We start from the raw sequence: 18972 nt of genomic DNA, 5'->3' as shown, positions 1-18972 counted from the left end.
GCCGGGGCGCGTCGTCGATAAGCAGAATGCTCCTAGAGCACCAGCCCAAACACAGGTACTGCGATGAAGTACGTAGCCAGGGAGATGAGCACCAACGCAATCGCGTTGAGCCACACACCACCCTTGATCATCTCGCCCATGGTGACGTAACCGGACGAGTAAGCGATCGCGTTCGGCGGAGTTGCCACCGGCAGCATGAACGCACACGTTGCAGACAGCGCAACAGGGATAGCCAGCAGCAGAACGTTCATCTCGGTCGCCTCGGTCAGGCCGATACCAACGGCCACACCACCCATGATCGGCAGGAAGGTCGCAGCCGTTGCGGTGTTGGAGGTCAGCTCCGTCAGCAGCAGCACCAGCGCGGCGATGGCGAAGATGAGCAGGAACATCGGCAGCACCGCCAGCCCCTTCGCCTTCTCACCGATCCACAGGGACAGGCCGGTTGCGGTAAACATGGCCGACAGGGACAGACCGCCACCGAAGAGCATCAGCACGTCCCACGGCATCTCATTCGCCGTCTTCCAATCCAGCAGACGCTTACCGTCAGAGGTACCCGGGATGATGAACATGAGCATGCCGGCGATGATGCCGACGATCGCGTCGTCGTACGGGAAATCCCAACCGAAGTGATTGCGGCCCAGCGGGATGAAAATCCAGGCAAGCGCGGCGACGAGGAAGATCACACCAACAGCAACCTGCGGGAAGGTCCAGGCACCGAGCTTCTTAATCTCATCGTCGATCAGCTCCTTGCCGCCCGGAATGGTGTCAACCTCCGGCTTGAACACCGTGATCAGCAACCACCAAGCAATGAAGGTGAACACAACCGCGACCGGCAGGCCGACCAGCATCCACTGACCGAAACCGATAACGATGCCGTGGGCCTCCTCCATGTAGCCCTTCAGCAGCGCGTTCGGCGGAGTACCGATCAGCGTTGCCAGGGAGCCAATGGAAGCCGAGTACGCGATAGCAAGCATGAGCGCGGTAGCGAACTTCTTCTGGTTCTTCATGCCACCAACCGTGTCCGCGGTCAGCATGAGCACCGACGTACCAATCGGCAGCATCACCACAGCAGTCGCGGTGTTAGACACCCACATGGACATAAAGCCGGTGGCCAGCATGAAGCCCAAAATGATGCGCTTCGGCGAAGTACCGACAATCTTGACCACCATCAGAGCCAGACGGCGGTGCAGGTTCCAACGCTGCAGACCCAGCGCCATGAGGAAGCCACCCATAAACAGGAAGATCGTCGCCGAAGCGTACGGCGAGGACACTTCCTTAAACGGGGCCACACCTGCGATCGGGAACACCGCAATAGGCATCAGGGCGGTGGCGGCCAGCGGGATGGCCTCCGTCATCCACCACGCACCCATCAACACAGTGGTGGCAGCGACGATGCGCATGGTGTCCGCGGAGTACTCCACCCCCTCCTTCGCACCGGAGGACTGCAACACCGTCTCAGCAGCGTTGGCAGGGAACAAGAAATACACCAAAACAGCCAGCACCACACCGGTGATCAGGCCGATAAGTTGGCGGCGCCACTCGCCAGGTTCGGGCGCTTTTGCCAGGTCGCCTTCTGAAAGCGAGGCAGATTCGTGCATCACGGGAGTCGACATGGGCGAAAGATTAGCCGACTGCCCCCGGATCCCACACGCGAATGCGATAAGAAATCGGACAATTACACCCGGAAAGAGGGATCCTGCTCCAGCACAGCCATGCACGCACGGACCCTGGCGAACCACCAATCCCTGCGCTCACCTGGGGCGCGAAGCCCGTGGAGGCGTTCCGGATCGGGGGTAGTGCGGGTGATAGCAAGTTCGCCGTTTTCCATGACGCGGGGCTCCGCAACGTCCTCCACGAACAGGCGCTGGGTTGCCAGCCCCGCCGCACGCGAACCGGTGAGCTTCGCCGCGATCAACCCCGCATCCATGCCGACGGCAGTATCCAAAGCGCTAGCGACAGTGACATCGAGGTGCAGGTCGCGCGCGATGGTGACCAGGTTGGCCACTCCCCCAAGCGGAGCCGCCTTGCACACCGCCACGTCCGCCGCGTTCAGTTCAGCCACGCGGTACGGGTCGGCAGCACGCCTAATCGACTCGTCCGCAGCAATCGGGGTGCTGGTGCGGCGGCGCACCTCCGCAAGTTCCTCAACCGTGGCGCACGGCTGCTCGATGTACTCCAACTCGCCGAGCTTCTCCGCCGCTTCGACGGCTTGGTCGACGGTCCAGCCACGGTTGGCGTCGACACGCAAACGCGCGTCGGGGCGGAGGCGACGGACGGCGGTGACGCGCCGGATGTCGTCGTCAAGCGACTGCGAAGGCTCGGCGACCTTGATCTTGAACGTGTTTACCCCCGGGTAGCGCGCGAGCACAGGCTCGACGTCCTCGACCGCGGGGATGGTGCCGTTAACCTCCACAGTGCCGTGGGCTTCGGGCAGGCCGGTGAACGCCGCCTCCAGCCCCGCGCGCAGCCAGGCGGCGGACTCCTCGGGGGCGTACTCAGTGAATGGGGAGAACTCTCCCCAGCCGGCGGGGCCGTCGATAAGCAAGGCCTCACGCGTGGTGATGCCGCGGAACTTCACAGCCATGGGCAGCGCGACAACGTGGGCGCGCTCGAGGATCTCGTCAACGGATGGGGTCATGGGTGCTTTATACCTCTTTATAGGTTGGGGTAGTTATAAAGAGGTATAAAACGTCAGCCACGAGCCTCACGCTCCTGCCCGCCCCGCTCGTTTCTCACGAATTCGGCGAACCCCGGAACAGTGAACCTCAAGTAGCCGAAACCACTTTCCTCGATTAATCCCTTGTCAAGCAAAGATCTACGGACCATGCTGATTCCGGTTGTAGGTCGGCCCATTCTCTCGGCGATATCGCCTCGCTTCACCTGTGGCTCTAGATCCTCAGCCATTGCGCTAATGAATTCCCTCTCCACGTCGGTAGCTTTGTGCCACCGGGAGCGGAACATGGTCAACTGAGTTTCTTGGAATCGATCCGCTACATGTTTGAGGTTTGCTAGGCCAATAAAAGTGCCAGGATCCGGAAAATCGGCCGCTTGCCACACCAGATCGCCTACAACCTGAATGAAATACGGGTAGCCGCCTGCTAAACGGACAGCTTCCTGGAGCGTGGCCGGAGACCAATTCACGCCCTTCTTCTTCGCCGGTTGTACTAATGCTTCCTCAGCGTGTTCTCGGTCCAGAGATTCAAGATGCACATAACTAAAGCGCTCTGCAAAACTCACAGCATCGGTAATCACATCCTGACTATGACTGAGCCCAGCTGCAAAGATGGCGAGAGGGAGCTCAGCATTTTCTGCCTGCATCTGCTGCCACGCGTACGCAAGCGAGCGCAGGCCATCTGCATCAGCCGACTGAATCTCGTCAATACAAACAACCATTCCACTAGCCCTGCCCCGGATCGTTTCCGCTGCATCAACAAGCGCGCGCTGCATTTGGTCTCCATATCCCGACGCATCTGGCCTCGGGCCTTCAACTGGTTGAGATCCTCCAACCGAAACACCAAACGCTTCAACCCGTAGCGACGACAACAGCCCGAGCAGCCTTTCTCCAGCCTCATCCTTCCAGCTGCGAGCAATCTCGCCGATTTTGTCCAAAAGGGCATTGAAAAGTGGCCGGTCCCCCGCTGTAATCCAGGCGGTTTCAAAGCCTTCAGCCTTAGCTTCTGCTTCAATTGCTCGAAGCAAGCTGGTCTTTCCTATGCCGCGAGGTCCCACGTAAACCTTCACCTGCCCCATCAGCCCAGGATCATGAGCCATAAAGAAAAGCTCGCGCTTCGCCTCCCTAAGAACTTGGTCTCTGCCATAAATGGTGGAGGCCACCACGCCAGGTGTGTACGGACTGCGCTGAACCATAGCCTCTTTATACCTCTTTATAGGTTGGGCTAGTTATAAAGAGCTATAAAGCGGACGCGTGAGTACGATTACCCCCATGCAGTACTCCACCGCCCAGCCCTTCGACCCCAGCCAGTGGCGCGAGGTCGAAGGCTTCAACTTCACCGACATCACTTACCACCGCCACGTCGGCAACACGCGCGCCGACGGCACCGTCCGCATCGCCTTCGACCGCCCCGAGGTGCGCAACGCGTTTCGCCCCCACACCGTCGACGAGCTCTACCAAGCCCTGGATCACGCCCGGCGCGACCCTTCTGTGGGCGTGGTGCTGCTGACCGGCAACGGGCCTTCGCAGAAGGATGGCGGCTGGGCGTTCTGCTCCGGCGGCGACCAACGCATCCGCGGCCGCTCCGGCTACCAGTACGCCGGCGGCGACACCGCCGAAACCGTCGATGAGGCGCGCGTGAAGGCCGAGGGCGGACGTCTTCATATTTTGGAGGTCCAGCGCCTGATCCGCACCATGCCCAAGGTGGTCATCGCCGTGGTCAACGGTTGGGCAGCCGGCGGCGGACACTCACTCCACGTCGTATGCGACCTCACCATCGCCTCACGCGAGGAAGCCCGGTTCAAGCAGACCGACGCGGACGTGGGCTCCTTCGACGCCGGCTACGGCTCCGCCTACCTAGCCAAGATGGTCGGCCAGAAGTTCGCCCGCGAAATCTTCTTCCTCGGCCGCACCTACTCAGCCGAGGAGATGCAGCGCATGGGCGCGGTCAACATCGTTGCCTCGCATGCTTCATTGGAAGAAGAGGCGATCCAGGTCGCCCGCGAAATCAACGGCAAGTCCCCCACCGCGCAGCGCATGCTCAAATTCGCCTTCAACCTTGTCGACGACGGCCTCATGGGCCAACAAGTCTTCGCCGGCGAAGCCACCCGCCTGGCCTACATGACCGACGAAGCCGTCGAAGGCCGCGACTCGTTTTTGGAGAAACGCCCGCCACGCTGGGACGACTTCCCCTTCTACTACTAGGTTTCTTGGGGGTACGGCGGTACTTTGCCGGGCTGGCGGCTCGGCGGCCCTGCGGCCCCCACCCAAAATAGTTCCCCGCTCGGGAACTATTTCGGGTTTTTGGCTCCACCGCGGCGGCGTTCTCCCAGGTCGGCTGTCTTGGGAGGCAAGAAAGTTCCACATCCCGGCCCAACCACGGGAACTATTTTCGCCGGCCCCCTCTTCCACTGACAGATTCTGCAGAATCTGTCAGGGGCGATTTCTGACCAGGCGCGATGCCGGCGACTGACAGATTCCGCCGTGATCTGTCAGGAACGCGCCGCCACGCTTGCCTCAGCCAACCTCAACTAAGCCAAGCTCAGCCTCGTCTCCGGAGACTCCGACCCGCTCGTCAGCAGCCAGGGGAACAGGTTCTTTTTCGGGCGTCGTAAATGCCGTGCGGCGGCGGGCCAGCAACCGATCGGCAACAAGCATCGCGGCGAAGGTAAGGCCGAGTAGCGGCAGAAACAGGCCGACCGGGATCGCTACGACGGCGAGGATGGCCCAGTCGCGGCCGGTGAGATCAGCCTGACCTGGGACGCCGGCGATGGCGTTCTTTGTTGGGCGGCGTCGCCACCAGAGGATGTAGCCCATCACGACCATGGCGCAGATCGCGAGCGCGCAGATAGCGAGCAGGATCTGCAGAGGCAGGCCGAACATGATGCCCATGTGCAGGTAGATGCCCCAGCTGGTCAGTTTTGAGAACAGTGGCAGTTCAGAGAATGGGAGCTTGTCTACAAGGTCACCGTTTTGGCCGTTCACGCTCACGGCGTCGGAGGTGGTGCGCCACGGCACCCAGCGCTCGCTGGCCTGCCACGCCTCGTCGGTGTTCTTGGGGACGAAGAGGCGCACTGATCCGGTGAGGCCTTCGGCGCGGGCGGTTTCGAGGACGGTGGCGGCTTGGTCGGCCACCTCGTCCTTGGTCAGGCCATCGGCTCCGTGTGCGCTGGCGGGGTGGTGGTCGGCGTGCTCGTCGGCTGGGGCGGCTTCCGCGTCGGCGACCAGGGAGGTTTCGATCGGTTCTGCTTTGCCGCCCAACCAGGTGATTGTGCGGTCGACGTTTTCGCCGGCGAATACGGACCAGGTGATGCCTGTGGCGGACAGTCCCAGCATGGCCACGAGCAGCCAGGTTCCGGCTACGCCGTGCAAGTTCAGCACTTTACGACGACGCCCCGTCGCATTCTCCAACCCAACCAGGGCTCGCTTCCGGGCCATCCGCCACCACAGGTACAGGCCGCCCAGGGCGACGACCCACAGCCAGCTGGCTGCCACCTCTGCGTAAAGCTCGCCGACCTCGCCGAGGTGGAGGCTCTTGTGTAGCGACGAGATCCAGTAGCGCAGCGGGAGTTCGCCGAGGCCGGAGTAGGTTGGCTCGTCGCCAATGACGTCACCGGTGTGGGGGTTGACGAAGATGCTGCGGAGTTGGTTTGTTTCGGTGAGGGATTCGTCGATAAGCAAAACGCGCGTTGCTTCATCGGGTGTCGACGACGGCCACACCTGCGCCACATCCATGTCCGGGTGTGTGTCCTGCGCAGCCCTGATTTGGCTGGCCAGCGGGGCGTTGGTGTCGGAGGCGGGAACGGTCAGCACGTCTTTGTAGACGACGTTTTCGAGCGACGGAGCGACCGCGTAGAGAGCGCCACTTAGCGCGGCGACAAAGATGAACGGGGCAATGAACAGGCCCGCGTAAAAATGGATTCTTCTGGTCAGCGCGGGCAGGCCGCTGCGCCGTTGAACAGTACTGGACACACATACACCTTTCGGTTGATACAGGGACGCATTTTTAGTCGGATGCGTTGGCCCGCCAGTTCCCAACAGATGTCGATTTTCCAAAGCGCCTGGCAGATCCTGTCCTGATCTGTCGGATAGCCCAAAAGACGATATCGGGTTTTAGCACCTTGCCGACGCCGTTTCCCCAAGTCGTGCTCCGGCGAGAATGCCAAATCCCGATATCGTCTTTTGGGCTTTCGGTAGCGTGGTGCCATGAAACGTCACGTACCGATCCTCGCCACCACTCTCCTGCTGGCTGCCTGCGGCACGGAGACCGAACCAACCCAAACGCCTGCACCGGAAACAACGACGGTCGTTTCTCACGAGACGGTCAGCGCACCGACTAGCGCACCGGCCAACGAAACGTCAACCGACGCGACCACGGCGTCAGCGACACCGACCGCTTCGATCCGTGACCTGTACGCGGAAGCGATCGCAGACCCGGCGCGCTTCTTCGCGGACCTCGCGGACCTCGACGGCACGTTCACCTACGACGTTTTGGACATCAACGGCGATCTCGAACCCGAACTGCTGCTCCGCGCAGGCGTCAGCGCAGCCCCAGACGCAGCCCCAGACGCAGGCGCGGCCAACGGCAACCCATCGCCGGTGCGCGTGCTGCGGGCCCAGAACGGCGAGGTCACCTGGACGAAGGACTACCTCGTCGACTCGGACGAGCCCTACCCGACAGTGTTCACCAACGGCACGCAGCCGGGCTTGGACCAGTACGAAACGGACGGTCCCCGCCTCAACGTGACACACTTCGAACTGCGGGGTCAGCGTCTGGAAAAGGTGTGGGGCCCGGAGGAGACGGTCGTCGGCAATCCGCTCAGCGATGTCACACGGATCACCTGGCACCCGACGACGGACGCGGCGGCGCTGGACAAGATCGGCAACGCAACACTGCGTGGTCCGTTGGAGGGCACGATGGGGCAGGTGTCCAAGGTGGAGCACCTGCAGGGTGAGCAGTTCCGCGTCCGGTTCGAGCCGACCGCCGACGGCATCGCGGTGACGTACCCGGACCTTGGCTGCGCGGGCCACCTCGCGAAAACCGAGGATGGCTTCCGCGAGACGATCACCGAGGGCACCTGCGATAACGGCGGCACGTGGCATTTGCTTATCGACGACAACCACGCCCACGCCTTCTACAACTCCCCCGATGGTCGCTACACGGCAGATGGACGCCTGACCCCGGCGGGTTAGCGTCGCACTGGGCGCATGCCGCGCAGCACCCGCATCAGCGCCGCGACAACGACTGCCAGCAGCGCTAACCCCACCGCAGCCGCAATCCACACGCGTGCACCGGTGGCGGTGATTGGCCATGCGGGGACGGCGAGGATCCATAGTGCGGACTGTGCGAGGACGTCGCCGCCGATCGTGGCGGAGACGATCGTGACCAGGATCGTCGTGGCCAGCGTCCACGCCACGCCGAAGCGGACGGTGATGGCAAGTGCGGTGAGGGCCAATACGCTGCCTGCGAGGAACGCGAGGAGTCCGAAGCGTGCGTCGCCAACCACGGCCGCTCCGAACGCGCACACGAGGGCGACGACTCCAACGCACCAAGTGGCCAATGCGGCGCGGACGTGTGGGTGTTCGACCTGCATGAGCGCCCAGGCGGGACGCAGTTTCGGCCACACGAGGGTGGGCAGCACGCCGGCCCCAACCGGCAGGATGGCGTAGGCGAACAGCGCCTCGCGCACGTCCACCGGGTATGCCAGCGAGAACAGCAGCACCAGGGCGGTGAGCAGGAGCAAGACGCTTATCGACGACACCCTCGCCGCCATCGCAACCCCCTTCACCGCAGCCACGTATCCGGTGGTTTCGGGGCGCGGCGTTGCCGGCCCTGCGGCCAGCGGTGCGGTGACGTGGTGGACTCGGCGGCGGCGCAGTATGGGTCGGGTGCGCGGTGGTACGAGGGCGGCCACTACAAAGCCAATTGCTGCGAGTAGCAGTGTGAGGGTGAGGGCGGGAATGGGAGATTCCCCCGCCATGGGGTCGGTGGCGTCGAGGGGTAGCAGGTTGAAGTGCAGGCCCATGGTCGGTAGCGCCAGCCGGGTTGGCCAGGCGCCGGGGTTTATCCACCACCAGTCGCGTTCGGCGAAGTAGCCAAGCCCGATGGTGAAGAAAAAGCCGAGGATGATGGTCGGCAGCATCCCAATGCGTCGCGTGGCAGCGGCGGCGAGGCCTGCGGGGCCGAGCATGCCCAGCCACACAAACAGGCCGACGAGTGCAATCGAGGCCGTGTTGTCCAGGTTGAATACGAGGCCGGCGGCAAACGGCACGACAAAGTCGAAGGCGACGAACGCGGCCAGCGCCAGCCACACCACGACGATGCGGGCGGCGCGGGTGCGCATGGGTGAAACCGGCCGCCACAATGTGCCGCCGCCGCGGGCGTCACGCTCGCGGGTCTCGGCCAAACCGGCGAACAGTGCGGCGGCGGGAGCAGCCATGCCGGTGACTAACAGGCCTTGCGGGTAGAGCAGGTTCGTCGCGGTTTCGACGTTTCCGGCCAGGGCGAACAACGTCAGCAGCACGCCGACCAGCAGGCCTGCTCCGGCGAGCCACCACAGCATGGAGCCGCGCGCACGGATCCATTCGGCGTGTAGGAGGTTCATCGGTCACCACCGGAGGTGAGCCGGAAGAACGACTCTTCTAGGTTGGGGCCGAGTTCCGCGAGCTCGCCTGCGAAGCGGACGCCGCCGCCTGCGATCACGGTGGCGTCATCGGCCATGTGGAGTACTTCGCCGAGTTGGTGGGAACTGACCAGGACGGTGCGTCCAGCTCGCGCGTATTCGCGGAGGTAGTCGCGCAGGTGGGCAATGCCTTCAGGGTCGAGGCCGTTTTGTGGTTCGTCGAGAATAAGCACCTCTGGCTCGCCGAGCAGCGCTTGGGCGAGCGCAAGGCGGCCTTTCATGCCGGTGGAGAAACTGCCGGCTTTCTTCTTGCCCGCGGTTTGGAGACCGACCAGTTCGAGGACTCGGTCGGCTTCGCTGTCGGGAAGGCCCAGCAGCGTGGTGTGGACGCGGAGGTTGTTGCGGGCGCTGAGGTGGCTGTAAAAGGCGGGGTCGTTGATGGAGGCGCCGACATGGCGCAGTGCCGAGCTGTCAAACGGCTGCCCCATCAGTGTCACCTCGCCGGCATCGGGTTCGATCAGGCCGAGCAGCACCGACATCAGGGTCGATTTACCCGCGCCGTTGGGGCCGAGCAGTGCGTGGACTCGGCCCGGGGTGGTGGTCAACGACACGTCGCGAAGTACATGGTGGTCCCCGAAGGACACGACCACGCCGCGGCAAGCAAGTTGGGTATCAGTCATGGCATTCATGGTCGTCGCCGAACAAGGCGACCACATCGGCCGACGGGACCACACTGCCTCCTCCTCTAGGAGGAGATCCCGGCGCGCTGGGCGATCAAGGCGAGCGCCACCCTGTCGCGCGCGCCAAGTTTGGAAAGCAGGTTGGACACGTGCGTTTTCACCGTGGTCTCTGCAATAAACAGCGTGGCGGCGATTTCTGCGTTCGTCGCGCCGCGGCCAATCTCCGCGAGCACGTCGCGTTCGCGTTGCGTCAGCCCCTCCAGCGCAGCTGCTGATTCTGAGGTGGCTCCCCCGTCGCGGACCCACTCCATCACGCGACCGGTGACTCCGGGGGCCAGGACCGATTCGCCGCGGGCGACGGCGCGTACGGCGTTGGCCAGGACGTCGGGTTCAGCGTCTTTGAGGAGAAAGCCGTGCACGCCGGCGTCGATAGCTGCATGGATCAAGGTGTCGTCGTCGAAGGTGGTCAGCATGATCACGCGTGGGCCCATCTCCATGATCGCGCGAGCGGCGGTGATGCCGTCGAGCACCGGCATGCGGATGTCCAGCACCGCCACGTCGATGCGGTGGGCGCGGGTTTTCTCCACGGCTTCGGCGCCGTCGGCGGCGGTGGCGACGACGGTGATGTCGTCCTGGGCGTCCAAGATGGTGCGGAGGGCGCTGAGGAGGAGCGGTTGGTCGTCGGCAAGAAGCAGGCGGATCATGCTGCCAACTCCGCCCGCACGGTAAACGTCTCCCCTGACTGCCATGTCTTCAGCGTGCCACCGGCGCTCGCCGCGCGTTCACGCAGCCCCTCCAGCCCGACGCCGGTGCCTGGTTGGGGTCGAATCTGGCCGGTAGAAACGACTTCTACCACCACGGTCTCGCCCGGTGCGACCCGAACCGTCACAGTGGGATCGACTTGGTGGCGCGCCGCGTTTGCCAGTGCCTCAGCCACGATGCGATAGGTAGCAAGCGAGGTCACCGGGGAGACATCCACTGCTGGTGCTTCCAGCGATACTTCCACGCCGGCGTCGCGGTAGCGCTGCACCAACGACGGCAGGTCAGGGATCCCCGCCGCCGGGGAAAACGCATGGTCGCTCTCGCGCAAACCGCGCACAAGCAGGCGAATCTCCGACAACGACTGCCCTGCGGCCTCGTTGATCTGCTGCAGCGCCTCCCGCTCCTGCCCCACCGCCAAACCAGCATTGGCCTGCGCTTTGATCAGGGTCAGGGAGTGGCCGAGCAGATCGTGAATATCGCGGGCAATGGCGCGGCGTTCCTCCTCGCGCGCCGCTGCGAGGCGCTGCTCTTTCGCGTGTGCTTCTCGACGACGCACCTCATCCTCAGCCGCCACATTCGCCCCCAGGAGATACCCCACCGCACTCGCACCCCAGTGCAGCGCAAGCGTGATCCCGAGATCGACCCCGTGCCGGTAGAACAACACAAAGTTGTCGTCCCACGTCCACATGAACGGTGACAGCAGCGCCCACCCGCACGCGGCGGCGAGGACAACTAGCGCGAAGCGTTTCCCTGTAAACCGCCCGGCGATAAAGGTGGCCACCGGGACCGCCAACACCCACGGCGAAAAGCCAAGGTTTACCGGCGCGGCCAGCCACATCGTCGACCAGGCAACATTCAGCGCGATAAGCGCAACCGAGGAGAACTTCGGCTTGCTCGTGAGCACCACGCACACCGCGACAAAGCCCCACGACAGCACGGCCTGGCCCCAACCTGCCGCGTCTATGGGTTGGGTAAACGCACTCGCGGTGTACACCGCCGCCAAAATGGCGACAGCGACCGCGAGCACAAGGTCACCCGGTTTGTAGCGCATGGGCGTAAGCCTATCGACGACACCGGGCCCGCACCTCCTCCCCGAGGAGGAGATCTACTTGTTCAGGCCGGGGATCTGCGGCAGGTCCGGCACGTTGAAGCCGGCGGTCTTCAGCAGAGCGAACAGAGCGCCCAGTGCGGTGAGCACGGCGGCGATGATGCCGATGATCTCTGCAAGCTTCGCGTCGAAGGTCTTCGGTGGTTCCGGCGCAGGGGTGCCCGGAGTCGGCGCCGGCTTATCCGGGTCGGCTGGCTTGCCGGGCAGCGTGTTCTTCAGCTCCGGTGCAGCGGGCAGTTCCGCGTTCTGCATGCTGAAGAGCAGCGGCGGATTGTCGTCGCACTTCTTTGCCCTGCTCAGCGGGTGGTAGTAGCGGGACTCGAGCGAGTCGAAGGCTTGACCGAAGTAGGTCTTGGACATGTTGGCGGCGAACGCGTTGCGCTGCCACTCGGGCATGTGCTTGAGGAAGCGGGCGGTGTTCGCGCCGGTGCGGCCGAACTCGTAGTCCGGGCCAAGGTCGTTTACTTCTGGCACGGAGCCGTCGATGCCGATGTACCAGCCAGCCGAGCCCTTCAACGCCTTGCCTGCTGGTGAGAGCGGGATCTGGGAGCCCTGCTTCATGTCCAGGTAAAAGTCGGCGTCAGTGGAGGTCAGGCCCAGTTCTGCCAGTTTGGCCTTGGTGGCGGCGCGGGCGGCGTCGTATTCGGGCTGGGCTCCGGGTTCCTCGCCTGCCAGGCGGATTTCCTGGACGGTGATGATGGCCGGTTGGGTGAGGTGGTCGTCGCCAAGCGGTTTGAGCCCCTCGAAAGTTGCCTCGAATGCTTCGGCGACGGCGGTGGCGTACATGCCGTGGGTGAGGGTTTTCGCGATGCGCTCGGCTTGCCAGGCGGGGCCGCGCTCGGCGTCGTTGAGGGTGACGCGGCACTGGCCTTGCTCGGTGGGCGTGAGCGTGGCGGCGTGGGTCGTAGGGACAGTGACGGTGAAGGCGGTCGCCGCGGCGACGGCCGATGCGATGAACTTCTTCATGCTTGTTCTATCGGTGGGCTCGCAAACAGGTGTTACACGTCACGGCCTTCGCGGCGCGCGAAATCCCACCGGCTACGCTCGTACGCTGTGACCAACCTGCTCGAACTTCTGCCCGTCGATCCCGCGAATCCGCTGGCTATCATGCCCGCGCTCGAGGAGGCGTTGACCGGCCAGCGCGCGCTATTGCCGGTGCCGACGAACGACCCGGCGCGCACGAACCTGCTGCGCAACACGTTGGAGCCCGGCGCGCCTATCGACGACGACATCGCCCTCGTCGTCTCCACCTCCGGGTCCACGGGCAAGCCGAAGGGCGCGATGCTGACCCCGGCGAACCTGATCTCGAGCGCCGACGCGACCCACCAGGCGTTGGGTGGCGAAGGCCAGTGGCTGCTGGCCATGCCGGCGGCGTACATCGCGGGCCTGCAGGTGCTGGTGCGCAGCATGGTCGCAGGCGTGGAGCCGGCGTTTGTGGACCTCACGAACGGTTTCGACGTCGCCGAGTTCGCCCACCACGCCCACGACCTGGCCAGCACCGGCGAGCGCACCTACACCTCGCTGACGCCGATGCAGTTAGCCAAGGCGACCTCGACGCTCAAGGGCATCGACGCGTTACGGACCTTCTCCGCGGTGCTGGTCGGCGGGGCGGCGACCAACCCGCGCCTGCTCGAGTCGGCAAAGAAACTGCGCATCAACGTGGTCACCACCTACGGCTCGTCGGAGACCTCCGGCGGCTGCGTCTACGACGGCGTGCCCATCGCCGGCGCCCGCGTGAAAATCATCGACGGCCGCATCCACCTCGGCGGGCCGATGGTCGCGCGCGGCTACCGCAACGTCGACTCGCTACCGCTCGCCGACGACTTAAAGGACGGCTGGTTCCGCACCTCCGACGCGGGCTCACTTATCGACGACCACCTCACCGTCCACGGACGCATCGACAACATCATCGACTCCGGCGGCCTCAAACTCCACCCCGAAGTGCTGGAGACGTTCCTGCTCAAGGTGGATGGGGTGACGGGTGCGTGTGTCGTCGGCAAGCAAGATGCGCGCTTCGGCGAACGCATCTGCGCTGCGTACACCGGGTCTGCGAGCGTGGCGGACATCATGGACGCGTTTGCGGACGCCGAGGACACCGGTGAAATCGCACGCTGGCAAGTACCGAAGGAACTCAAGGTTGTGCCGGCGCTGCCCCAGTTGGGTCCGGGCAAGGTCGACCGGGCTGCGGTGCGGGAGCTGTTCTAGCGGTTAGGCAGACTGGTCGCGGGGCTGAATGATCGGCCCGGGTGGCTCGTCAGGGGTGCCGTAGTTTGCAACCCAAAGCAGAAACGGCGACAACTCGCCGTCGCTTCTTCCCTGCTCAATCTGTTTGACCAGAAATCGCGCAGCGGCAATCTCTCCCATATGTGGCGGCCGCGAAATGCTCACACCGTCGAGAGATTTCAACTCCTCGTACCTAGGTCTCATCGTGCGCACTCCTTTCCGCAATGGGATCAATTTGGTTGAAAAGGCCACCTACAACAGCCTCTCCAATCCTGTTGACCATGCTAGCTTGCTCCGAATTGAGAAACCTATGCTCGCTGAGCTCATCAAGCACCGACGTGCCAATCGCTACCTCTAGTGGCTTCTCCGAAACACACAGCTCTGATGCCCACCTCAGGTCGTGATGCCATTCCTTGGCTGTGTCCTGCACACGCGTGTTCATCACTGTGTGGGAAACGCCTGCCCATGCAATGAGTGCCGCGCCAACCGGTCCGATGATCTTTGCAGAAAAGTCCAGTACAGGCACGGTCATATTTGGTGGCCCCAGGGCAAGCACAATTGCGTATCCCACTGACGTGGCAACAGCCAGCCCTGTAAGCAGCCACGGTAAGTAAATCGAGTTCTTCATATTGAGTTAGACGTGACGAAGCCGCCTACGGTTCCATCGCAGCAACCTCAACCTCAAATTCGTCGGCACGAAGTCCGGACTGAAACGCAATTGCTTCGCGTACCTCTGCCTCAGCCAGCTCTAGGTTCTGGGTTTGAGAGACCACGCCGAGCTCCTTGCATCCGAACACCCGACCGACTCCCCACCTGACCGCGTCGGCGCGTGCCTTAGGTTGATGGTGGCGTCGAAAATCGCGCTTACACAGTTCGGATATAAGGAGCAGGAATGGACCGGCAGCACGGGTTTGCGGTGGTCGATCTGGAGACGACGGGGTTGAGCAACCTCGATCGCATTGTGGAGATCGGCGTGGTGTTGCTGCGCCCCGACCTCACGGTGGAGGACACGTGGGAGACGTTGATCCAGCCGGAGCGTGACATTCCGAACAGTTACATCCATAAGATCACGGCGACGGACGTCGTGGATGCGCCGGTGTTCCGCGACGTCGCCGCGTATCTTGGTGCGCTGCTGAACGGCCGCACGTTGGTGGCGCATAACGCGTCGTTTGAGCGCCGCTTCCTTGCCAACGAGTTCGCACGCGCGGGCGCGGAGGATGGCATGTGCGAGTGGTTGGACACGATGCGTCTGACCAAGCAGCACCTTGGCGTGGGCAAACTCAGCGATGCGCTTGCTATCGCACAGATCCACAACCGTTTGGCGCACTCTGCGCTTGCGGACGCCCAGGCCACCGCCGATCTCCTCGCGTACCTGCACACGAACCACCGCGCGGATATCGCTCACTATCCGGCTGCGCTGTTCACCACGCCCGCGCCCGAGGTCCGCACGCTTCCCCGCGGCGGCGCCCCCTCCTGGGCGGGCCAGCTTTCGCGCACATTGCCGACGACCGGCACCAAGAATGAAGCCACCTACCGTGCCGAACTGACCCGCGCGCTTGTAGACCGCGAAATTTCCCGCACCGAAATGCGCCAACTCGAGTCCACCGCCATCGCCGCAGGCCTAAGCGCCGACGACGTCGAGGCGATCAACGAGGAGTTCACCCGCCAACTCGCCGTCGAAGCCTGGTCAGACGGCATAATCATCGACGAGGAACGCGCAACCCTGCTCAGCATTGCAGAAGCGCTCGGCGTTGATCCCGCTCTCGTGCATTCGCTTCTCGGCGACCCCCTCACCGGCCCAACCCCTTCCACCTTCACCCTGCACCCCGGCGATCGCGTCGCCTTCACCGGCGCCCTGACCATCCCGCGCGATACCTGGACCGAGCGTGCCGCCGCTGCCGGACTGGATGTCGGCGGCGTGACCAAGACCTGCGCCGTTCTCGTCGCAGCCAACCCGGATTCCATGAGCGGCAAGGCACAAAAAGCGCGCGAGAACGGTGTGCCCATCATCGGCGAAACCCGCTTCGCCCAACTGCTCAAAGCCATGGACGACACCGCCGAAGCCGCTGCGCCTGCGGGTTCCGGCGACGCTGCCGTTGCCGCTGCGCCTGTTGCCACTGCCTCCGTCGCTGCCGAGGCACCAGAGCAGTTCTCCTGGCTCACCCCAGACCAGGTCCGCACCACCGGCGCGTCGAGCGCACGCATCGCCGCCGCCTGGATTGCGCTGCACCCGGACCGTCCGCTTCACGAACTCGCCGACAACCTCAAACCCCACCACGTCCCAGAGGCAACCGGCGCGGGCATCGACCGCTACCTCGCCGTGTGGAGCCTCGAGCACCCAGAGATGCTGAGTGTCAGCGCCAACGACCTGCTGGACCTGCCCGGCGTCGGCCCGAAGCGCCGCAGCCAACTCGTGGAAATGGTTGTGGATCTCGCCGCCGACGGCGTTGAAGAACCTGCGTCCGCGCCAGCGCCACAGCTTGCTACTCCCCCGACGCCTCAAACCGCACCAGCGCAGGAGCCGAGACCGCAAACCTCCCCGGAGCCGCAGTACGCGCCGGAATCGCAGCAAGACCCTACCGAACTGTCCCCAGAAGAACTGCTTGCCGCAGCGCATGCCCCGCGCTACACGCCGGTTCTCACCACTCCGACGCAGTACAACGTCGCCCCAATGGAACCCGCCACCCCACCGAGGAAGCGCCCGAACCCATCCACGGTGTTCAAGTGGTCTGCGGGCATCGGCGTGCTGTGCTTCTTCCTGTTCGGTCTGTGCTTGGAAACCTTCGACCCAGAAGCCGAGTCCTTCATCGCCGGTGTGTTCGCTATGGGATTCCTCATGGGAGGGCTGACCGCTGCAATTTCTGGCGCGATGACACTGATTGGCAAGTTCCGGAATTAAAGGAGTCCACGCTGCCCCCTTATCGTTCCCAGGTAACAGCCTCGGCGAGCAGAAGGTCGGCAAGCTTGTTGTCGTGGAACCGGCTGTACATCGTGGAACCGCGACCCAAAGATGACAAATTGCGCGCGTCGATGGTTCTTCCTCGAGGTAACTGCAGGCAAAGCATACTAATCGACGTATCCGGTCAGTTTCAGCGAATGAGGCTCTACTCGAAGGAATCTCCGCCAAGAGTAGGACCACGGCAATGAATACCGCACGGAGTTGCACAGACCCCGTGTAATCGATGACTCATCAAAAATCCTGCCGGCGCTGTCGCAGTTGGGCCTGGGCAGGGTCGACCGGGCTGCGGTGCGGGAGCTGTTCTAGCCAGAGTGCTCGTCCTGACGTCCCAAACCGTATATATTACGTCATATATACGAGGAGGTGTTCATGACTGAGGCTGCAGCAGACTCCGTCGAAACCACGGTCTTCATGTCGGGCAACAGTCAAGCAATCCGAATTCCCAAGGACTTTCGTTTCGATTCTGAAACGGTTTGGCTGAAAAAGATTGGGGGCAAGCTTTACGTCTCTCCTGAGCCGCTCTCGGCTCTCGATGTGCTCGATGTGATCACTGCCGATTTACCGGATGGGTGGGCGGACGAGTTCGAAGAACCCTCTGATCTCCCCCTAGATCCGATCCCAACGTGGGATGAATGATGCGCTTCCTCCTAGACACAAATGTGTGGATCGATGCCCTTCGTCGCAGTAACGCCAATGTCCTCGAACGCATGCGCGTAACTCGAGCCGACGACATCGTGCTGTCTTCCATTGTCCTTGGAGAGCTGCGGGTTGGTGCGGGTAAGTCAACGTCGATTCGTCGGACCGATGCTGTCAAGCAACTCGAGCAGGCGTACCAGGTAGTCGGAACCGGAGCGTCCGAGGCAGCTCTTTACGCTGACATCCGTTTGGAGCTAGAGGCGATCGGACAGCCAATCGGTCCCAACGATTTGTGGATAGCAGCTCAGGCACGGGCAAACGACTGCGTTCTCGTTACCGCCAACACCCGGGAGTTCTCCCGTGTCCCATTGCTACAAATAGAGGACTGGCGGTTGTAGCGGCTCCATAGCGCCATCACTTATCGACGAACCCCGCTGCGCCCTGCCCCCAAGGAGCGACGATGCACCTGCAGACCGCACACCCGAGCACCGGCGTCCCCGCCTCGATACCGTGGCGATCTCGAGTGTAACGGCCTTGATCGATGTGATCTGGGAAAATAAACACCCCCTAAAGCGTAAGAATTGCACCTTAGGGGCAAAATGATGCACATGTCGTCATTCAGCGAAGTCCTCGATCAGCTCCGTGAGAACCAGCCCCAGGGCAAGTACGGGCTCGCGTTTGAGAAGTTGATGGTCAACTTCTTCAAAACCGATCCCGTACTCTCTGCGCAGTTCGATGAGGTTCAGCGTTGGGATAAGTGGCGCTACAACGGTGGCAAGGCCGATACGGGCATTGACTTGGTTGCGCGCCGCAAGGATGACGGTAAATGGGTGGCAATCCAGGCCAAGTTCTACAAGCCGACCACGAGCATCCAGAAGCAGCACATCGATTCGTTCTTCGAGGCCTCCGGCCGCTCGTTTGAGACTGAGTCGAGCGTCGAACACTTCGTTCACCGCTACATCATTTCGACGACCGATAAGTGGTCGAAAAATGCGGAGGACGCTCTAGAAAACCAGCAGATTCCCACAAGCCGTATCGGCTTTAATCAGATCGCAGAATCACCCGTGAACTGGGATGTTGTGTTCCCCGGCTCCGAGATGCAGGTTCGCCTCACCCGGCGCGAAACCTTCGAGCCGCGTCCGCACCAGCAGCAGGCGATCGAGAACGTCATGGCTGGGTTCAATACGCATGACCGCGGCAAGCTCATCATGGCCTGCGGCACAGGCAAGACGTTCACTGCGCTCCGCCTAGCTGAACAAGTTGCAAAGGACAAGGGGGGGGGTGTTCCTATATAGGTTGTCAACTCCTGG

General features: G+C 63.0%; 17 protein-coding genes and 1 pseudogene. 7 read left to right on the top strand and 11 right to left on the bottom strand.

Annotation, left to right across the window (positions count from 1 at the left end; all coding sequences use genetic code 11):
- Window positions 1–32 precede the first annotated feature (32 nt).
- The 3 genes from HMPREF3048_RS08900 to HMPREF3048_RS08890 form a co-directional block, all read right to left on the bottom strand.
- Window positions 33–1613 carry an SLC13 family permease gene (locus tag HMPREF3048_RS08900; protein WP_070771915.1) on the bottom strand — a complete coding sequence of 527 codons (1581 nt, stop codon included), beginning with the start codon at window positions 1611–1613 and terminating at the stop codon, window positions 33–35.
- Window positions 1614–1675: 62 nt separating this feature from the next.
- Window positions 1676–2638 carry an o-succinylbenzoate synthase gene (locus tag HMPREF3048_RS08895; protein WP_070771914.1) on the bottom strand — a complete coding sequence of 321 codons (963 nt, stop codon included), beginning with the start codon at window positions 2636–2638 and terminating at the stop codon, window positions 1676–1678.
- A gap of 53 nt (window positions 2639–2691) precedes the next feature.
- Entirely contained in the window at window positions 2692–3867 is a 1176-nt protein-coding gene (locus HMPREF3048_RS08890) for an AAA family ATPase (protein ID WP_070771913.1), read from the bottom strand.
- Between the two features lie 76 nt (window positions 3868–3943).
- Between HMPREF3048_RS08890 and HMPREF3048_RS08885 the strand changes: the two genes are divergently transcribed.
- Complete coding sequence (locus HMPREF3048_RS08885) at window positions 3944–4876, top strand: 1,4-dihydroxy-2-naphthoyl-CoA synthase (protein WP_070771912.1); 933 nt, start codon at window positions 3944–3946, stop codon at window positions 4874–4876.
- Window positions 4877–5188: 312 nt separating this feature from the next.
- Here HMPREF3048_RS08885 and HMPREF3048_RS08880 read toward each other — a convergent pair whose 3' ends face one another.
- Window positions 5189–6643, bottom strand: a complete 1455-nt coding sequence (locus HMPREF3048_RS08880; RefSeq protein ID WP_070771911.1) for a PepSY-associated TM helix domain-containing protein — start codon at window positions 6641–6643, stop codon at window positions 5189–5191.
- Window positions 6644–6877: 234 nt separating this feature from the next.
- Here HMPREF3048_RS08880 and HMPREF3048_RS08875 point away from each other — a divergent pair, with 234 nt between their 5' ends.
- Window positions 6878–7864 carry a hypothetical protein gene (locus tag HMPREF3048_RS08875; RefSeq protein ID WP_070771910.1) on the top strand — a complete coding sequence of 329 codons (987 nt, stop codon included), beginning with the start codon at window positions 6878–6880 and terminating at the stop codon, window positions 7862–7864.
- Here HMPREF3048_RS08875 and HMPREF3048_RS08870 read toward each other — a convergent pair.
- The 5 genes from HMPREF3048_RS08870 to HMPREF3048_RS08850 form a co-directional block, all read right to left on the bottom strand.
- Window positions 7861–9276 (bottom strand): ABC-2 family transporter permease, encoded by a 1416-nt coding sequence (locus tag HMPREF3048_RS08870; RefSeq protein ID WP_070569778.1) that lies wholly within the window; start codon window positions 9274–9276, stop codon window positions 7861–7863. The genes HMPREF3048_RS08875 and HMPREF3048_RS08870 overlap by 4 nt on opposite strands.
- Window positions 9273–9974, bottom strand: coding sequence for an ATP-binding cassette domain-containing protein (locus HMPREF3048_RS08865; protein ID WP_070771927.1), 702 nt, complete (start codon window positions 9972–9974; stop codon window positions 9273–9275). Before HMPREF3048_RS08865 ends, HMPREF3048_RS08870 begins: the two co-directional genes overlap by 4 nt.
- 65 nt (window positions 9975–10039) lie before the next feature.
- A complete protein-coding gene (locus HMPREF3048_RS08860) occupies window positions 10040–10678 on the bottom strand; it encodes a response regulator (RefSeq protein ID WP_070771909.1) in 639 nt (212 codons plus the stop codon).
- Window positions 10675–11787, bottom strand: a complete 1113-nt coding sequence (locus HMPREF3048_RS08855; RefSeq protein WP_070482107.1) for a sensor histidine kinase — start codon at window positions 11785–11787, stop codon at window positions 10675–10677. The genes HMPREF3048_RS08860 and HMPREF3048_RS08855 overlap by 4 nt, the downstream gene beginning before the upstream one ends.
- Window positions 11788–11841: 54 nt before the next feature.
- Window positions 11842–12810 carry a hypothetical protein gene (locus HMPREF3048_RS08850; RefSeq protein ID WP_070771908.1) on the bottom strand — a complete coding sequence of 323 codons (969 nt, stop codon included), beginning with the start codon at window positions 12808–12810 and terminating at the stop codon, window positions 11842–11844.
- An 87-nt stretch (window positions 12811–12897) separates the two neighbouring features.
- On the opposite strand from HMPREF3048_RS08850, the gene menE reads away from it, so the two are divergent.
- Window positions 12898–14049 (top strand): o-succinylbenzoate--CoA ligase, encoded by a 1152-nt coding sequence (menE, locus tag HMPREF3048_RS08845; protein ID WP_083316850.1) that lies wholly within the window; start codon window positions 12898–12900, stop codon window positions 14047–14049.
- 3 nt (window positions 14050–14052) lie between these two features.
- On the opposite strand, the gene HMPREF3048_RS08840 is transcribed toward menE, so the two are convergent.
- Both HMPREF3048_RS08840 and HMPREF3048_RS08835 read right to left on the bottom strand, forming a co-directional pair.
- Window positions 14053–14271: a hypothetical protein gene (locus HMPREF3048_RS08840; protein ID WP_070421742.1), complete on the bottom strand. Its 219-nt coding sequence runs from the start codon at window positions 14269–14271 to the stop codon at window positions 14053–14055.
- Window positions 14261–14695, bottom strand: coding sequence for a hypothetical protein (locus HMPREF3048_RS08835; RefSeq protein ID WP_070829224.1), 435 nt, complete (start codon window positions 14693–14695; stop codon window positions 14261–14263). Before HMPREF3048_RS08835 ends, HMPREF3048_RS08840 begins: the two co-directional genes overlap by 11 nt.
- Before the next feature lie 264 nt (window positions 14696–14959).
- Between HMPREF3048_RS08835 and HMPREF3048_RS08830 the strand changes: the two genes are divergently transcribed.
- The 4 genes and pseudogenes from HMPREF3048_RS08830 to HMPREF3048_RS08815 form a co-directional block, all read left to right on the top strand.
- Window positions 14960–16966 carry an exonuclease domain-containing protein gene (locus tag HMPREF3048_RS08830; protein ID WP_070771907.1) on the top strand — a complete coding sequence of 669 codons (2007 nt, stop codon included), beginning with the start codon at window positions 14960–14962 and terminating at the stop codon, window positions 16964–16966.
- Between the two features lie 429 nt (window positions 16967–17395).
- Window positions 17396–17662, top strand: coding sequence for an antitoxin (locus HMPREF3048_RS08825; RefSeq protein ID WP_070771906.1), 267 nt, complete (start codon window positions 17396–17398; stop codon window positions 17660–17662).
- The gene (locus HMPREF3048_RS08820; RefSeq protein ID WP_210398430.1) at window positions 17659–18060 is read left to right on the top strand and encodes a type II toxin-antitoxin system VapC family toxin; all 402 of its coding nucleotides are present in this window, start codon (window positions 17659–17661) and stop codon (window positions 18058–18060) included. The genes HMPREF3048_RS08825 and HMPREF3048_RS08820 overlap by 4 nt, the downstream gene beginning before the upstream one ends.
- A 210-nt stretch (window positions 18061–18270) precedes the next feature.
- Window positions 18271–18942, top strand: a pseudogene (locus tag HMPREF3048_RS08815) (DEAD/DEAH box helicase family protein); the annotation flags it as partial.
- Window positions 18943–18972 lie beyond the last annotated feature (30 nt).

It is taken from the genome of Corynebacterium sp. HMSC075D04 (genome assembly GCF_001815635.1).
GTDB lineage: Bacteria > Actinomycetota > Actinomycetes > Mycobacteriales > Mycobacteriaceae > Corynebacterium > Corynebacterium coyleae.
The sequence above is the reverse complement of the archived record's forward strand: the minus strand, read 5'-3'. Positions and strand labels throughout refer to the sequence as shown.

Bases quoted from the DNA above. Each gene is read 5' to 3' on its own strand.
- HMPREF3048_RS08900 (WP_070771915.1), bottom strand. From the start codon at position 1,613: ATGTCGACTCCCGTGATGCACGAATCTGCCTCGCTTTCAGAAGGCGAC.
- HMPREF3048_RS08895 (WP_070771914.1), bottom strand. From the start codon at position 2,638: ATGACCCCATCCGTTGACGAGATCCTCGAGCGCGCCCACGTTGTCGCG.
- HMPREF3048_RS08890 (WP_070771913.1), bottom strand. From the start codon at position 3,867: ATGGTTCAGCGCAGTCCGTACACACCTGGCGTGGTGGCCTCCACCATT.
- HMPREF3048_RS08885 (WP_070771912.1), top strand. From the start codon at position 3,944: ATGCAGTACTCCACCGCCCAGCCCTTCGACCCCAGCCAGTGGCGCGAG.
- HMPREF3048_RS08875 (WP_070771910.1), top strand. From the start codon at position 6,878: ATGAAACGTCACGTACCGATCCTCGCCACCACTCTCCTGCTGGCTGCC.
- HMPREF3048_RS08870 (WP_070569778.1), bottom strand. From the start codon at position 9,276: ATGAACCTCCTACACGCCGAATGGATCCGTGCGCGCGGCTCCATGCTG.
- HMPREF3048_RS08865 (WP_070771927.1), bottom strand. From the start codon at position 9,974: ATGACTGATACCCAACTTGCTTGCCGCGGCGTGGTCGTGTCCTTCGGG.
- HMPREF3048_RS08860 (WP_070771909.1), bottom strand. From the start codon at position 10,678: ATGATCCGCCTGCTTCTTGCCGACGACCAACCGCTCCTCCTCAGCGCC.
- HMPREF3048_RS08855 (WP_070482107.1), bottom strand. From the start codon at position 11,787: ATGCGCTACAAACCGGGTGACCTTGTGCTCGCGGTCGCTGTCGCCATT.
- HMPREF3048_RS08850 (WP_070771908.1), bottom strand. From the start codon at position 12,810: ATGAAGAAGTTCATCGCATCGGCCGTCGCCGCGGCGACCGCCTTCACC.
- HMPREF3048_RS08840 (WP_070421742.1), bottom strand. From the start codon at position 14,271: ATGAGACCTAGGTACGAGGAGTTGAAATCTCTCGACGGTGTGAGCATT.
- HMPREF3048_RS08835 (WP_070829224.1), bottom strand. From the start codon at position 14,695: ATGAAGAACTCGATTTACTTACCGTGGCTGCTTACAGGGCTGGCTGTT.
- HMPREF3048_RS08830 (WP_070771907.1), top strand. From the start codon at position 14,960: ATGGACCGGCAGCACGGGTTTGCGGTGGTCGATCTGGAGACGACGGGG.
- HMPREF3048_RS08825 (WP_070771906.1), top strand. From the start codon at position 17,396: ATGACTGAGGCTGCAGCAGACTCCGTCGAAACCACGGTCTTCATGTCG.
- HMPREF3048_RS08820 (WP_210398430.1), top strand. From the start codon at position 17,659: ATGATGCGCTTCCTCCTAGACACAAATGTGTGGATCGATGCCCTTCGT.